General features: G+C 37.7%; 19 protein-coding genes. 2 read left to right on the top strand and 17 right to left on the bottom strand.

What is annotated here, in order from left to right:
* Positions 1-6: 6 nt before the first annotated feature.
* A complete protein-coding gene (locus R2Q80_RS12340) occupies positions 7-1,209 on the bottom strand; it encodes an SAM-dependent methyltransferase (protein ID WP_316799896.1) in 1,203 nt (400 codons plus the stop codon).
* A 268-nt stretch (positions 1,210-1,477) separates the two neighbouring features.
* Here R2Q80_RS12340 and R2Q80_RS12335 point away from each other — a divergent pair, with 268 nt between their 5' ends.
* Positions 1,478-3,214, top strand: coding sequence for a GMC family oxidoreductase (locus tag R2Q80_RS12335; RefSeq protein WP_316799895.1), 1,737 nt, complete (start codon positions 1,478-1,480; stop codon positions 3,212-3,214).
* 1 nt (position 3,215) lies between these two features.
* Entirely contained in the window at positions 3,216-3,848 is a 633-nt protein-coding gene (locus R2Q80_RS12330; RefSeq protein WP_316799894.1) for a gluconate 2-dehydrogenase subunit 3 family protein, read from the top strand.
* 86 nt (positions 3,849-3,934) lie between these two features.
* On the opposite strand, the gene R2Q80_RS12325 is transcribed toward R2Q80_RS12330, so the two are convergent.
* The 16 genes from R2Q80_RS12325 to rpsH all read right to left on the bottom strand — a co-directional run bounded on the left by R2Q80_RS12325 (position 3,935) and on the right by rpsH (position 15,699).
* A complete protein-coding gene (locus tag R2Q80_RS12325) occupies positions 3,935-6,895 on the bottom strand; it encodes a glycoside hydrolase domain-containing protein (protein WP_316799893.1) in 2,961 nt (986 codons plus the stop codon).
* A gap of 183 nt (positions 6,896-7,078) precedes the next feature.
* A complete protein-coding gene (rplQ, locus tag R2Q80_RS12320; RefSeq protein ID WP_316799892.1) occupies positions 7,079-7,594 on the bottom strand; it encodes a 50S ribosomal protein L17 in 516 nt (171 codons plus the stop codon).
* Between the two features lie 127 nt (positions 7,595-7,721).
* Complete coding sequence (locus R2Q80_RS12315; RefSeq protein WP_047798763.1) at positions 7,722-8,714, bottom strand: DNA-directed RNA polymerase subunit alpha; 993 nt, start codon at positions 8,712-8,714, stop codon at positions 7,722-7,724.
* Between the two features lie 85 nt (positions 8,715-8,799).
* A complete protein-coding gene (gene rpsD / locus R2Q80_RS12310) occupies positions 8,800-9,408 on the bottom strand; it encodes a 30S ribosomal protein S4 (RefSeq protein ID WP_010599884.1) in 609 nt (202 codons plus the stop codon).
* Positions 9,409-9,469: 61 nt separating this feature from the next.
* On the bottom strand, positions 9,470-9,859 hold the full coding sequence (gene rpsK / locus R2Q80_RS12305) for a 30S ribosomal protein S11 (RefSeq protein ID WP_010599885.1): 390 nt from the start codon (positions 9,857-9,859) through the stop codon (positions 9,470-9,472).
* Positions 9,860-10,014: 155 nt separating this feature from the next.
* Entirely contained in the window at positions 10,015-10,392 is a 378-nt protein-coding gene (rpsM, locus tag R2Q80_RS12300) for a 30S ribosomal protein S13 (RefSeq protein ID WP_010599886.1), read from the bottom strand.
* A 70-nt stretch (positions 10,393-10,462) separates the two neighbouring features.
* On the bottom strand, positions 10,463-10,579 hold the full coding sequence (rpmJ, locus tag R2Q80_RS12295; RefSeq protein ID WP_010599887.1) for a 50S ribosomal protein L36: 117 nt from the start codon (positions 10,577-10,579) through the stop codon (positions 10,463-10,465).
* 1 nt (position 10,580) lies between these two features.
* Positions 10,581-10,799, bottom strand: coding sequence for a translation initiation factor IF-1 (gene infA, locus R2Q80_RS12290; RefSeq protein WP_010599888.1), 219 nt, complete (start codon positions 10,797-10,799; stop codon positions 10,581-10,583).
* A 71-nt stretch (positions 10,800-10,870) separates the two neighbouring features.
* Positions 10,871-11,656, bottom strand: a complete 786-nt coding sequence (gene map, locus R2Q80_RS12285; protein WP_316799891.1) for a type I methionyl aminopeptidase — start codon at positions 11,654-11,656, stop codon at positions 10,871-10,873.
* Between the two features lie 88 nt (positions 11,657-11,744).
* Positions 11,745-13,085, bottom strand: coding sequence for a preprotein translocase subunit SecY (gene secY, locus R2Q80_RS12280; RefSeq protein WP_316799890.1), 1,341 nt, complete (start codon positions 13,083-13,085; stop codon positions 11,745-11,747).
* A 7-nt stretch (positions 13,086-13,092) separates the two neighbouring features.
* Entirely contained in the window at positions 13,093-13,539 is a 447-nt protein-coding gene (gene rplO, locus R2Q80_RS12275) for a 50S ribosomal protein L15 (RefSeq protein ID WP_316799889.1), read from the bottom strand.
* Between the two features lie 102 nt (positions 13,540-13,641).
* Positions 13,642-13,821, bottom strand: coding sequence for a 50S ribosomal protein L30 (gene rpmD / locus R2Q80_RS12270; protein WP_316799888.1), 180 nt, complete (start codon positions 13,819-13,821; stop codon positions 13,642-13,644).
* A 4-nt stretch (positions 13,822-13,825) separates the two neighbouring features.
* Positions 13,826-14,344 carry a 30S ribosomal protein S5 gene (gene rpsE, locus R2Q80_RS12265; protein ID WP_010599893.1) on the bottom strand — a complete coding sequence of 173 codons (519 nt, stop codon included), beginning with the start codon at positions 14,342-14,344 and terminating at the stop codon, positions 13,826-13,828.
* 17 nt (positions 14,345-14,361) lie between these two features.
* Positions 14,362-14,715, bottom strand: coding sequence for a 50S ribosomal protein L18 (gene rplR, locus R2Q80_RS12260; RefSeq protein ID WP_316799887.1), 354 nt, complete (start codon positions 14,713-14,715; stop codon positions 14,362-14,364).
* A 5-nt stretch (positions 14,716-14,720) separates the two neighbouring features.
* A complete protein-coding gene (gene rplF / locus R2Q80_RS12255; protein ID WP_316799886.1) occupies positions 14,721-15,278 on the bottom strand; it encodes a 50S ribosomal protein L6 in 558 nt (185 codons plus the stop codon).
* Positions 15,279-15,297: 19 nt separating this feature from the next.
* Complete coding sequence (gene rpsH / locus R2Q80_RS12250; protein ID WP_231582658.1) at positions 15,298-15,699, bottom strand: 30S ribosomal protein S8; 402 nt, start codon at positions 15,697-15,699, stop codon at positions 15,298-15,300.
* Between the last annotated feature and the right edge of the window lie 27 nt (positions 15,700-15,726).

The raw sequence follows: 15,726 nt of genomic DNA, 5'->3' as shown, positions 1-15,726 counted from the left end.
GTTCAGCTACAAACCTAACAATCGCTCCAGATGATGATAATCAATTCCGAAGTAGGCTTTACTTGCTTTAATCTTTTGTAAAATTTCTTCTTTCCTTTCGCTTTCCGCCTTTGGCTTTAAGCTTTCGGCTTTCTTCACTCCTACCACAAGTACATTCTTTGGGGTATGTGCATCAGAAATAAATTCAAAAACCTTTGTTTTATAGCCGAAATACTCTAGTATCAAAGCACGGATACCATCGGTAATCATTTCGGCCTGACGCTCTAAAAAGATACCATACCTGGTTAAAAAGGTAACATCGTTTTTCACTTTGTTTTGCTCCATTTCCCTGCGAATCTGCTTATGGCAACATGGTGCAACCACAATCAGTTCGGCATTCGCTTTGATCCCTTTAAAAATTGCATCATCAGTTGCTGTATCGCAGGCGTGTAACGCAATCAGCAGATTCACTTCCTTAGCATCATATTCTTCAATCGTTCCCTGAACAAATTTTAATTTGCTAAAAGCCGCTTTTTGAGTTACATCATTACATAAGTCAACCATATCCTGACGGTATTCCACTCCCGTAACTTCAGCCGCTGATTGTAATACCGAATGCAGATAATCGTAGAGCGCAAAAGTAAGATATCCCTTTCCCGATCCCATATCGGCAACTTTTTTTATCGTACACTCTGGTAACTCCTTAATTAAAGAACTTAGAATCTCAATATAATGGTTAATCTGCCTGAATTTATCCTGTGCATTTTTAAAAACCTTTCCATTGGAATCGGTTATCTTTAAATCCGTTAAATAAGACTTAGCATCAGATTTGATCAGTCTGGATTTTTCTTTATCGTGACCTGTACCTGGGAGGTTTTTGACGGAGGCATCGGTTTCCCTTATAACTATTTTCCCATTATTCAATTCTTCAACAATTAAATCTTTGTTGGTGGTAAATAAAGTAGCAATCTTGAAGCCGTTATTGATATACCCGGCAATCAGATCTGTCCCTTCACTGACTAAATAGTTTTTTACGATGTCGTTAGTTTTATATCGAAATGTAATGGCCAGTTTTTCCTGATTCTTAATCAAAACCCTCCTCACTAACAGCTGTTTTAGCGATTCTTCTAACCCCTTATAATTCCCTAAAGAAATCTTAACAAAACTTCCGGTTATCAAACTATCCTCAAAGGCAGAAATAAATGTTTGAATATGTGTTGAAAAAGCCATACTAAAATTTAGATCACAAAGATAGCCCAAATTATTTGCAGAAAAAGTAAGTTAAAGGAATGTAACAATTGAGCGACTTTTTGAAGTATAAAATATACATAAACAAATAAATACCCCCCACAAACAGCACAGGAGTTCAATAGAGGTAATACGATTTAGGAATTAGTGAAATACAGATTATCTGTAATCATTCCAAAAACAGCGTTATACTTTATATTTAAGAAAATAAAAGATAAATTAGGATGAACAAAACATCACAATATAATTCATGAACGATTTCCAGATTAAAAAATCACCTACAGTTTACGATGCCATTGTTGTTGGATCGGGAGCTGGAGGGGGTATGGCGGCGTATGTACTTGCCAACGCAGGTCAGAAAGTTTTAATGCTAGAGGCGGGGCAGTATTTTGATCCGCGATTAGATTCTCATCAACTGAAGTGGCCATGGGAATCTCCTCGCCGTGGCGCCGGAACAGTGCGGCCCTTTGGCGATTTTGATGCCTCTTATGGGGGTTGGGAACTGGAAGGAGAACCTTATACACAAAAAAACAAAACAGAATTTGAATGGTTCCGCTCACGTATGCTGGGTGGCCGTACCAATCACTGGGGCAGAATTTCATTGAGAATGGGACCACAGGACTTTAAACCTACAGATGGATTAACGGATTCCTGGCCGATAACTTACCAGGATGTAAAACCATTCTACGATAAGGTTGACCGGATGATTGGTATTTACGGAACAGTTGAGGGTATTGAAAGTGAACCAGATGGGATTTTTATGAAACCGCCAAAACCCCGTCTCAATGAATTATTCATAAAAAAAGGTGCCGAAAAAGCAGGGGTAAAAGTTATAACGGGTCGGGGAGCAGTAATGACTGAATCGATAAAGGGCAATAATGACCGCGCACCTTGCTTCTATTGTGGCCAGTGCGGCCGCAGTTGTAAAGTTTATGGTGATTTTTCAGCTTCATCATGTTTGGTAATTCCGGCAGTTAAAACCGGTAACTTAACTGTGATTACTGATGCCATGGTTAGAGAAGTAATGACTGATAAAGATGGTACAGCGACAGGAGTTTCTTATGTTAACCGAAAAGATCTCCAGGAATATCAGGTGGCAGGAAAACTTGTCATTCTAGGAGCTAGTGCATGTGAGTCAGCTCGAATCTTACTAAATTCCAAATCATCGGCACATCCCGGTGGCCTGGCAAACAGCAGTGGTATTGTGGGAAAATATCTTCATGATTCTACAGGTGCCGGGGTTTATGGTTTTCTACCACAGCTGATGGATCGAAAACGTTATAACGAAGATGGCCTGGGAAGTGTTCATATTTATTCGCCGTGGTGGCTCGATAATAAAAAGCTTGATTTCCCACGGGGATACCATATAGAATATGGAGGAGGAATGGGCATGCCCTCTTACGGCTTCGGAGGCGGAGTTGCCAAAATTAATGGAATGGTGCCCGATAGAAATGGCAAAATGAAAGAGGCAGGTGGATACGGCAAATCGCTAAAAGATGACTACCGCCGTTTTTATGGAACAAGTGTGGGCATGGCCGGTCGTGGGACCGCAATTGCCAGAAAGGATAACTATTGTGAAATAGACCCGAATATGGTCGACAAATATGGGATACCTGTTTTAAGGTTTAACTATACCTGGGCAAAAGAAGAAATTCTTCAGGCCAAACACATGCAGGAAACTTTCTTATCAATTATGAAAGAAATGGGTGCCGTGGTTACTTCAGAAATACACGGCCCTGAAACCAACTATGGATTATTGAATCCTGGCAAAATTATCCACGAAGTAGGTACAATACGAATGGGTGATGATCCAAAAAAATCAGCATTAAACAAGTACTGCCAGGCGCATGACTGTAAAAACTTATTTGTAGTAGATGCAGGACCGTTTGTACAGCAGGGAGACAAAAATGCAACCTGGACAATTCTGGCGCTATCTATGCGGACCGCAGAATATATTTTAGCTCAAAAGAAAAAACAAAACATTTAACATGAACAGAAGAGATTCCATAAAGGCTTTAGGTTTAACCGCCATAAGTACATCTGTACTTGTTGAAGCCTGTAAGCAACCCGAAAATACAGCTGATAAACCTATTCCTGAAGAACCGAAACCAGAAACAGGCCGTGAGCAGTGGGAAATAGATAGAGATAAACAGTTGAAATCAGTAAAGTTTTTCAATGATCATGAAATGGCTACCATCACTGTACTCGCAGATATTATTATCCCAAAAGACGATGTATCCGGAAGTGCTTCAGATGCAAAGGTCCCGGAATTTATAGAATTTATCGTAAAGGATATCCCTGAACATAAAGTACCAATGAGAGGCGGTTTGAAATGGCTTGACATTTATTGCTTTAATAAATACGAAAAGTCATTTATTGATGCATCACTAAATCAGCAATTATCCATAGTCGACGAAATTGCTTATCCAAATAAGACTAAACCTGAAGTGCAGCCTGGGGTGACATTTTTCAACAGAATGCGCGATTTAACTGCTTCAGGATTTTATACTACAGAAATCGGAGTTAAAGATATTGGTTATGCAGGAAATGCGCCTAATCAATGGGAAGGGGTTCCAGCTGATGTTTTGAAACAGTATGGCATGGAGAATGTAAAAATCTAATAACACTTTTTAAAACTGATTAAATATCAGGCAGTCGATAGCTTTTGCTACCAGCTGCCTGATATTTTATAGCTATACATTTCTAATTATTCTACAACTAAAATTAAACCCTTATTCTTTTCTATAAGAATGTTTTTTCCACCAACATACGTACCGGCTCTTTGAAATTTATCAATTGAAGGAGCAATGATTTTGACTTTGTTTTCGTCCAATCCGAGTTTTGCCCAATCAATGGTTAAGTTCACCTTAACATTACTTTCTCCCCAGCTGGCCAATGCAATCATCACTTTGCGATCTTTTTTATAAACAGTTGCAAGTACATCTGGATTATCAGTTTTGACCGGACAATTATCACTCCAATAGCCAATCATTTCTGAGCCTTTTATCCCAAAATTACTCCAGGCTTTCCACAGCGGCCTGGGATCGCTCTTATCTGACCACCCTAGCCGGTTAGTCATTCCATAAATCATTCCACGCCAAGGGTTTCCGTCATCTTGTAGCATTTCGCCCATTAAACCAAAAGGAATTCCGCTTATTTCGGTTAAAAAGAAATCAGGATTGTTCTTTTCATAATCAAAATATTCACCAAACCACAAGCGGTTTAAATAAGGAAAATGTTCCATATACAGGATGGCACTGTTATTAAAACCATCGCTTTTATTATATTGATTAGCAGAATGCAGATCAATAATACCCGGATGGTTATTTTGAGTCAATACCCTTTTAATCCTCTTCATGGTTATACGGTCAAATGCCACATCATCCAAATAAACGCCATCTATACCTACATTTTTCACTAACCAATTCATCCCTTCTACATAATAATTGTGCCACCTGTTCATTCCACTATTAATAATGGCAGCATCTTTAATTTCAGGCACAAACCACGCTGCAATGTAATTAGAATCAAGATGCTCCTGCAACCAGCTAAAGCCCCCACCCTTACCAGGTGAATAAACTTCGGTCCCTAAGCTTCTTAAAGCTGGCCATTCGTAAGCGTGGTTGGAAAGCTCGCGAACGGTATTATAAATTTTAACTTTTACTCCTTTCTGATGTGCTTCATTAATGTACGACTTCATTTTTTGCCATTCAATAAACGGATAATTGATCCAGGGATTAATTGGTGTGGCATGATGAATATTTACCACGGTTGCACCAGTCGCTTTGATAGAATCAAGATCACCATATTTGTGGTAAAAACGATTATCCCACTGAAAATCGGTTTCAAGTAAATGGAATGGAGTAATAAGGAGATTAAAATTATAATACAATACGTCACCCTTTTTCATCGTTCTCGCTCCTGTAAAGTTATCAGCCAGCATAGAACTTCCTTTTATATTAATCTGAATTCCTCCTTTATTGTCGTTACCCCACGATTTAGGCAATAATAAAGGCTTCTGAAGATAGAAGTTTGTATTCAGCGGCCTCGAGTAGTTTTCGTCTCTCAGGTTGTAATACAGGCCCGCATTTACATTTCCAATCCATACCGCATCCTGGTTTTTGTGTGCAACATCCCAGTTCCATTTTATAGTATCAGGCCTTAACCCTCCCTTTTCACCCAAACCCATTAAATATTTAGTCGTGTTCTTCTCAAAAGGAATATGGAAATCAATATTGCTAAAATCAACGTCTTTTAAAGCTTCAACTTTAACAGAGTAGTGAACATAACCGTCAAATTCAAGCGATGCTTCAATATTCATCTTCAGGTTTTCTGAACTATTGGTGGCTACCCATTTTACGATCCCATCTTCTTTTGATACGATTTGCAAATTGGCGGGTGTAAACTTTTCCTGTGTCTTTGGGCTAGTATAGAAATGAAAATGTATGGGTTCGTATAAAATATTGTTGGGCTTCTCGGTGTAACCAGTCATTTCTGAATTGAAATAGGTCTGAATCTGTTTCGGAAAACCGTCAGGATTAATTTCGAATTTTCTCCCCAGTAAAGAAATTACATTGCCATCGATTTTTAAAGGTGTATATGGTGCAACCGTTGTATTTGATTGTGCAAGCTTTGAATTTAACCAAGTCAATCTGGTCTGTTTATTTGGAGTACCAACACCCGAATCGGCCAAAACCTGATTTAGAACCGTTAAAGCAACATCAACCGCTTTAGATTCTCCATTTGCCTTAACTGTAAATTTACCTTTGTAAACTCCGGCTCCCATTGTATTGGGAATATTAACTGTAATCCACATGGCCTGTACTTTGCCCGATGCAACATTTACAACCTCAGTAAGAGGTTGGTTATCATAACTTATTCCGTCTGTATTTAAGCAGTTGATAAATTTGGCCGAAATGCTTTTGCCATTTGCCGACTTAAGATCTCCAAACTGTATCCTAACACCCTTTAAATCCTGTAAAGCAAAAAGCCCCAGTTGAAAGGCGTAATTTTCACCTCTGTTTGCCGTGCCCTTAAAGGAAGTAGAAGCCCCCTTTTGAATCCAACGATAGGGTAAATCACCTTGCATCTTTATGGGAAACATCCTGTCTTCAGGAAACACAACAAAAGGTTCATTGGCATATTTTGCTTTCAAAGCTGCCGTTTCTTTTTCAGTTGCAATGACCTCCATCGGATAAAAAGAGTTGAATGCATCAATAGACTGAATCTCCAAAACATGGGTATTAACAGACACCTTTTTCGATTGATCTAATTGTTTTTCATCGGCTTTAAGATAAATCCCCTTTGGATAATTGCTTCTACCCTCATTTTTGTAAGGCAAGTAGTAAACATAGTACTTACCAATAAACGGAGCCTCGAAATAAAGATCTACGGACTCCCTGGTTAAGTTTTCTGTACCTACTATCGCCACGTTTTTTCCATTAAAATCACGCACAATAATACGTTTCAGCTCTGGGTGGGTATCTCTTCTTCGCCAATCTAACCTTACATGTGCAACCTTGCCCGTTCCCTTATATTCTACTATTGCCCGATGGTTACCTAAAGAATCAGGATTCCACGCATTATTTCCGTTGGTATATTTTAAAATCTGGGCACTTAGCGATAATTGACCGAACAGGCAGACGAACAAAATTAGCTTAAACTTCATTTCAAATTTATTTGTAGCTAATTTATAGATACATAGTTGAATTAGTGCTATGTAATGAAAAAATGAAGCAAACGTTTGTGTGAATTAGTTGAAGTGAATTCTCATCCATTAAAGTGAAATATAGGGCAACAAAAAAGTCCTGCTCTTTTCGAACAGGACTTTCTTATTGTAAGGGAATGAAAATTATTCTCCTTTTGGTTCTTCAGTAGCTTCTTCAGCAGCAGGTGCTTCAGTAGCAGCTTCTTCAGTAACTTCGGCTTTAGGAGCTGCAGCAGCTTTGCTTCTACCACGACGAGTGGTTTTCTTCTCTTCTTTAGCTTCTGATTCTTTACCGTAAACTTCGTTATAATCTACCAACTCAATTAAAGCCATTTCAGCGTTATCACCTAAACGGTTGTTTAATTTAATGATACGAGTGTAACCACCTGGACGGTTTGCAACTTTCTCAGCAATTTCGCGGAATAAGATAGTTACAACCTCTTTATCTTGCAAGTAAGCAAATACTGTACGACGTGAGTGAGTAGTATCATTTTTTGATTTAGTGATAATTGGCTCAACATACGTACGTAAAGCTTTAGCTTTAGCTAAAGTAGTAACAATTCTTTTCGCTTTAATAAGTGAAGTAGCCATGTTAGCTAACATTGCTTTTCTGTGGCTGTCGGTTCTGCCTAAGTGATTAACTTTTTTACCGTGTCTCATTGTTTTTTGATTAAGTGTATACCGTCTCTATCTCAGAGGGAATTATACACTGTGAAAAATTATTTATACTAGTTAAGGCTTAAGTTAAAGAGGCTTTCGACTCTAAACTAAAGACTTGCGACTAATTTTACTCTTCGTCTAATTTAAATTTAGACAGGTTCATACCAAAGGATAAACCTTTCGATTTTACTAACTCCTGAATCTCAGTTAATGACTTCTTACCAAAGTTTCTGAATTTTAACATATCAGCAACATCATAAGATACTAAATCAGCTAAAGTACGGATATCGGCAGCTTTTAAGCAGTTTAATGCTCTTACTGAAAGATCCATATCAACTAATTCAGTTTTAAGGATTTTACGCATATGTAAAATTTCCTCATCAACTTCTTTAGTTTCTTCTTTTGCCTGCGACTCTAATACTAAGTTCTCATCAGAGAATAGCATAAAGTGTTGGATAAGAATTTTAGCCGCCTCTTTTAATGCTTCTTCAGGATGAATAGAACCATCTGTTGAAATGTCTAATACCAATTTCTCATAATCCGTTTTTTGTTCAACACGGAAGTTTTCAATTGTATATTTAACGTTTTTCATTGGAGTGTAGATCGAATCAATAGCGATTACACCAACAACGGCATCAGCAACCTTATTTTCTTCAGCAGGAACATAACCACGACCTTTATTGATGGTTAATTCAACCTCTAAAGTAACAGATTTATCCATGTTGCAGATTACGTGCTCAGGGTTCAAAACTGTAAAGTTGTTAGAAAATTTAGTGATATCACCAGCTTTAAACTGATCTTGACCGTTTACAATGATGAAAACTTTCTCAGCATCACCAGAATCACCAGTTTTCTTAAAACGCACTTGTTTTAAGTTCAAAATGATATCAGTTAAATCTTCTACAACACCTTTGATGGTAGAAAATTCGTGAGAAACGCCTGAAAAACGAATAGTAGTAATAGCATAACCTTCTAATGAAGAAAGCAAAATTCTTCTTAAGGCATTACCAATTGTTACACCGAAACCGGGCTCTAAAGGACGAAATTCAAATGTGCCATCGAAATCAGTTGATTTCTGCATGATCACTTTGTCTGGTTTCTGAAATGCTAAAATTGCCATTTATATTTTTTTAAATTCGTTATTGAATATATAGTAACAAGAAAAAAGTTAATTACCCTTTTGAGGTAATTAACTATCTTATTTATTACTTTGAGTATAACTCGATGATTAAGTTTTCCTTAATGTTTTCAGGAATCTCGTCGCGTTGAGGATAAGTTAAGAACTTACCAGTTAACTCGCTAGCATTCCATTCTAACCAGGCAAATTTATTGATTGTTCTGCCTGCAACAGAGTTACTAATTGACTCTAAAGATTTAGATTTTTCACGAACCGCTACTACATCACCAGCTTTTAACTGGTATGAAGGGATATTTACAACTTCACCATTCACAGTTACGTGTTTATGGCTAACTAACTGGCGTGCACCAGAACGGGTTGTTGCAATACCTAAACGGTAAACTGTGTTATCCAAACGTGCTTCTAATAATTGAAGTAAGTTATCACCTGTGATACCAGCACGTGAAGATGCTTTCTTAAACAAGTTACTGAACTGCTTTTCTAATACACCATAAGTATATTTTACTTTTTGTTTCTCCATTAACTGGATAGCATACTCAGATTGTTTTCCTCTTCTTTTCGAAACGCCATGTTGGCCAGGAGGATAATTTTTTCTGTCTAATACCTTATCAGGACCGAAGATTGGTTCTCTGAATTTACGGGCAATTTTTGATTTTGGGCCTGTATATCTTGCCATTTTTTTCTGTTTTTAAAGTATCATCCAACCTGTAGCTGGAGATTCTTAGCTTTAAAATTAATTAAACTCTTCTCTTTTTAGGAGGACGACATCCGTTGTGAGGAAGTGGAGTAATATCTTTGATAGATGTTACTTCGATCCCTGCTACTTGCAAAGTTCTGATTGCAGATTCACGACCTGAACCAGGACCTTTTACAAAAACTTCAACTTTACGTAAACCTAAGTCAAACGCAACTTTACCGCAATCTGAAGCTGCCTGACCAGCTGCATAAGGCGTGTTCTTTTTAGAACCTTTAAAGCCCATTTTACCAGCAGAAGACCATGAAATAGTCTGTCCGTTGTTATTGGTTAATGTAACGATGATGTTGTTGAAAGTAGCATTGATATGTGCCTGACCAACAGGCTCAATTACAACGATACGTTTTTTTGTTACTTTTTTACTCTTAGCCATTTTATCTTTTAGATTTTAGACAGGAGACTTGAGACAGGAGACTTTCTCTACCCCGATACTCACTATCCTACTTTTTCTCTTTTATTCCAGATCTGAGCAGATGATAAAGACATGGTTCCCATATCCAGAATCTCACCCATCATACCTATCAATTATTACTTAGTAGCCTTTTTCTTGTTAGCAACTGTTTTTCTCTTACCCTTACGAGTACGTGAGTTGTTTTTAGTACGCTGACCACGAGAAGGTAAACCTTTTCTGTGACGTAAACCACGGTAACAACCAATATCCATTAAACGTTTAATGTTTAACTGAACCTCTGATCTTAAAGCACCTTCTACTTTAATCTCATCGTTGATCATTGTACGGATTGCTGATAATTCATCATCAGACCAGTCCTGTACTTTTTTGTTTAGATCGATACCTGCAGTAGTTAAAATACGTTGTGCAGTAGTTCTGCCTATACCATAGATATAAGTTAAACCAATCTCTCCTCTTTTGTTTCTTGGTAAATCAATACCTGAAATCCTTGCCATATTTCTTGATGTTTTTAAGTAATTCCGAACGGCGGGCCACCGTTGTACGGTACATTACAATATTTTTTAATTACCCTTGACGTTGTTTGTATTTCGGATTTTTCTTGTTGATAACGTAAAGTTTACCTTTACGGCGAATAATCTTACAATCAGCGCTACGTTTTTTAATTGATGATCTAACTTTCATTTTATTTGTATCTATAAGTGATGCGTCCCTTTGTCAAATCATAAGGAGACATCTCTAGTTTTACTTTGTCACCAGGAAGAATTTTGATGTAGTGCATCCGCATCTTTCCTGAAATGTGGGCAATAATCTCATGTCCGTTCTCAAGTTCTACCCGGAACATCGCATTTGATAATGCTTCCCTTATTACTCCGTCTTGTTCAATTGAGGCTTGTTTAGCCATATTTTATTGATTGTTACTTAATTAGCTGCTTCTAAACAGGGTTGCAAAATTAAATAAAAAATTTTAATTATTTATTTTTTTTGTTGTAAAACTTCTTCTATTATAGAAAAGGTTGATAAAACCTCTGCTTTACCCTTTTTAACAGCAACAGTATGTTCAAAATGTGCTGATGGTTTATTATCTTTCGTAGTTACCGTCCATCCATCTTTATGGAACTTAACACCTGCAACCCCTGCATTAATCATAGGTTCTATTGCAATAACCATCCCTTCTTCAAGTTTTGGTCCTGAGCCACGTTTGCCATAATTAGGAACCTCAGGTTTCTCATGAAGGTTAAATCCTACACCATGCCCAACAAGCTCTCTTACAACTCCAAAACCATTGCCCTCAGCACATTGTTGAACGGCGAAGCCGATATCTCCAATACGCATTCCGGTAACAGCCTTTTCTATAGCCAAATCCAGACAGTGCCTGGTCACTTCTAAAAGCAATTGTTTTTCAGCATCAATTTCTCCAATTGCAAATGTATATGCAGAATCGCCATAATAGTTATTCTTAATTACACCACAATCAACAGAAATCAAATCACCCTCTTGTATAACATAATCGCTTGGAAACCCATGAACTACCTGCTCATTAGGAGATATGCAAAGAGAGTTTGGAAAACCGTTGTAATTTAGAAATGCAGGGATCGCCCCATGATCATTGATAAATTCGTAAGCAAGCTTGTCCAGAGTTAAAGTAGTCATGCCTGCTCTTATCACTTTTGCCACTTCAGCTAAAGTTTTCGAAACAAGCATGGAACTTTCTTTTATTAATTCGATCTCTTCGAGAGATTTGTAATAGATTTTGGACATTATTTAAGGTTTGAATGCGTCGATTGAGAGCGAGGAGCTATTTAAAGAACTTTCACCTCATCTATCATTCAAATTTCAATCATTGTCTCTACAATGCAGCATTGCTGCTTGCAGCAGGAACACCGGTTCTTCCAGTAACTCTACCAGTTTTCATTAAACCATCATAGTGACGCATTAACAGATAACTTTCAATTTGCTGTAAAGTATCTAAAACCACACCCACCAAAATTAACAATGAAGTACCGCCAAAGAAATGTGCAAACTCCTGTTTAATACCGAATTTAACTGCCAGTGAAGGTAAAATAGCGATGATCGCTAAAAAAACTGCACCTGGGAAAGTGATTTTAGAGATTACATCATCAATAAAAGTTGATGTTGCAAATCCTGGTTTAACACCCGGAATAAAACCACCATTCTTCTTCATATCGTCACTCATCTGAGTTGGATTAACTGTAATTGCAGTATAGAAGAAAGTAAATGCGATAATTAAAAATGCAAAGGTTAAGCTATATGCCAACGATGTTGTATTGCTAAACTGAATTAACCATGAACCTTGCAAAGAAGGAACAAATTGCATTAAAGCACCTGGAATAAACATTAAAGCCTGGGCGAAAATGATTGGCATAACACCGGCAGCATTTACCTTTAAAGGAATATACTGACGAACACCGCCGAACTGACGGTTACCAACAATTTTCTTTGCATACTGCACAGGTACTTTACGTACACCCTGAACAATTAAAATGGTAAACATTACAACTGCAAATAATGCAACAATTTCAAGAACCAATGCTACCGGGCCTCCGCCTTCACTGGCAGAACCAACACGGGCACTAAACTCCTGAGAAATTGCAACTGGTAAACGGGCAATAATACCAACCATAATGATTAGTGAAGTACCGTTTCCAATACCTTTATCAGTAATTTTCTCACCTAACCACATTACAAATAAAGTACCCGCCGTTAATACAAACGTAGATAGAACTAAAAATAAAGTGTTTGGAAGTAAAATAGCCTCTGCCGGAACTTGCGTTTTAACGTAGCCTACAGATTGAACGATTGTGATCGCTACCGTTAGGTAACGGGTAATCTGGTTCATTTTCTTTCTACCACTTTCGCCTTCTTTTTGCATTTTTTGAAAAGAAGGAACAGCAATACCCAATAGTTGCACCACGATCGATGCAGAGATATAAGGCATTACGCCTAATGCTAAGATAGACACACGAGAGAACGAACCACCGGCAAACATATCCAGTAAGCCTAATAGTCCTGATTTTTCGTTTGCGCCTAAAGCAGTCGGATCTACACCTGGTAAAACCACGTGAGATACAAAACGGTATACCAAAAGAATTAAGAGCGTAAACAAAATACGCTCTTTTAATTCTTGAATTTTCCAGATATTACTTAAAGTAGTAAATAGCTTCTTCATTTAATAATTACAATTTTACAATTGAACCACCTGCAGCTTCGATAGCTTTTTGTGCGGTTGCAGAAAATGCATGTGCAGTAACGTCTAATTTTGCTTTAACTTCACCACGACCTAAAATTTTAACCAGGTCGTTTTTCGAAGCTAAACCATGTGCTTGTAGTGCTGCGAAATCAATAGTAGTTAAGTTGTGCTTTTCAGCTAATTCCTGAAGTACATCTAAGTTAACACCTACGTATTCAGTACGGTTAATTGGTTTGAAACCAACTTTAGGCACACGACGTTGTAAAGGCATTTGACCACCTTCAAAACCGATTTTAGTAGAGTGACCAGAACGAGAACCCGCACCTTTATGACCACGAGTTGAAGTACCCCCACGACCAGAACCTGTACCACGACCAATTCTTTTGCTGTTTTTTGTAGAACCTTTTGCAGGTTTTAAATTATTTAAATTCATTTTTTTGAATTTGTGTTGCCCTTCGCTTTCACTAAACAGGTACAACGATTAAACATATATAAAGCTAGTACGGGTTTAGCCCGAACTAGCTTTAAATTTTTATTAAATTGCTTCGATAGCTACCAAATGATTCACTTTGCGAACCATACCGATAATCTGCGGTGTAGCTTCAACCTCAACACTTTGGTTCATTTTAGTTAAACCCAAAGCCTGAACGGTTCTTTTTTGGCGCTCGCTTCTGTCGATAACGCTTTTTACTTGTGTTATTTTGATCTTAGCCATGATATTATCCGTTAAAAACTTTGTTTAAATCGATACCACGAGTTTGAGCTACTGTATAAGCATCGCGCATTTTAGTTAATGCATCAACAGTTGCTTTCACCACGTTGTGCGGGTTTGATGAGCCTTTAGATTTTGCCAATACGTTATGAACGCCGGCACTCTCTAATACAGCACGCATCGCACCACCAGCAATTACTCCGGTACCTACTGCAGCTGGTTTGATTAATACAAAACCACCTGAGAATTTACCAATTTGTTCGTGAGGAACGGTACCATTCAAGATTGGAACTTTAACCAGATTCTTTTTAGCATCATCCACACCTTTAGCAATTGCTTCAGTTACTTCTTTCGCCTTACCTAAACCGAAACCAACAACACCATTCTCATCGCCCACAACAACAATTGCTGAGAAGCTGAAAGTACGACCACCTTTGGTTACTTTGGCAACACGTTGTATACTAACCAAACGATCCTTTAATTCGATATCGGTGGTTTTTACTCTTTTTATATTAATAGTTGACATCTTACTTTTTCTTCAGATTAAAATACTAAACCAGCTTCGCGGGCACCCTCTGCCAACGATTTTACACGACCGTGGTATAAATAGCCATTTCTATCGAAAACAACTTGTTTAACACCAGCAGCAATTGCTTTTTCAGCAACTAATTTACCTACTGCAACTGATTGGTCGCTTTTGCTTCCAGTACCTGCAAAATCTTTAGACAGTGATGATGCTGAAACTATTGTTTGACCGGTTACATCGTTAATTACCTGCGCATAAATTCCTTTATTGCTTCTAAATACAGATAACCTTGGACGCTCTTCCGAACCGGTAAGTCTTTTTCTGATCCCTTTTTTAATACGATCTCTTCTTGATAATTTTTTACCTGCCATGATTACTATTTTTTAGATGCTGATTTACCTGCTTTTCTTCTTAACACTTCACCTACAAACTTGATACCTTTACCTTTGTAAGGTTCTGGTGCACGTAACGAACGGATTTTCGCTGCTACCTGACCAATCAATTGTTTATCGATACTCTCTAAAATAATTTTTGGAGTCTGACCTTTTTCTGATTGGGTAGTAACGGTAATTTCCGCTGGCAACTGGAATACATAGTGGTGAGAATAACCCAAAACTAAATCTAGTGTATTACCTGTGTTTGTAGCACGGTAACCTACACCTACTAATTCCTGAGTTAATTTGTAACCTTCTGTAACACCAACAACCATGTTGTTAAGCAATGAGCGATATAAACCGTGTAATGCTTTGTGTTTCTTTTGCTCTGATGGACGTTGAACTGTTAAAATTCCATCTTCCTGACTCACAGTGATATCTGAATCTACTGCTTGAGTTAATTCACCTTTAGGGCCTTTTACAGTTACTACGTTATCATTAGATACGGTAATTGTAACACCTGCAGGGATTGTAATTGGGGCTTTTCCTATTCTTGACATTGTGCTGTTCTCCTAAATATTAATAAACGTGACACAATACCTCACCACCAATATTTAATTTGGCTGCTTCTTTATCAGTCATTACACCTTTAGAAGTAGATAAGATTGCGATACCTAAACCGTTTAATACTCTTGGCATATTTTCAACACCAGCATAGTTTCTCAAACCTGGTTTACTTACTCGCACTAAAGTACGAATAGCAGGAACTTTAGTAATCGGATTGTATTTCAAAGCGATTTTAATAGTGCCTTGAACGGTATTATCTTCAAACTTGTAGTTCGCGATGTAACCTTTATCGAAAAGAACTTTAGTAATTTCTTTTTTAAGGTTTGATGCAGGAATTTCTACAACACGGTGGTTGGCCTTAATGGCATTCCTTACTCTTGTTAAATAATCTGCTATTGGATCTGTATTCATTATTAATTGTTTTTGATAGTGGTTTCCTTC

Source organism: Pedobacter frigidisoli (genome assembly GCF_032678525.1).
Classification (GTDB): domain Bacteria; phylum Bacteroidota; class Bacteroidia; order Sphingobacteriales; family Sphingobacteriaceae; genus Pedobacter; species Pedobacter frigidisoli_A.
This window is presented reverse-complemented; position numbering and strand designations above follow the sequence as displayed.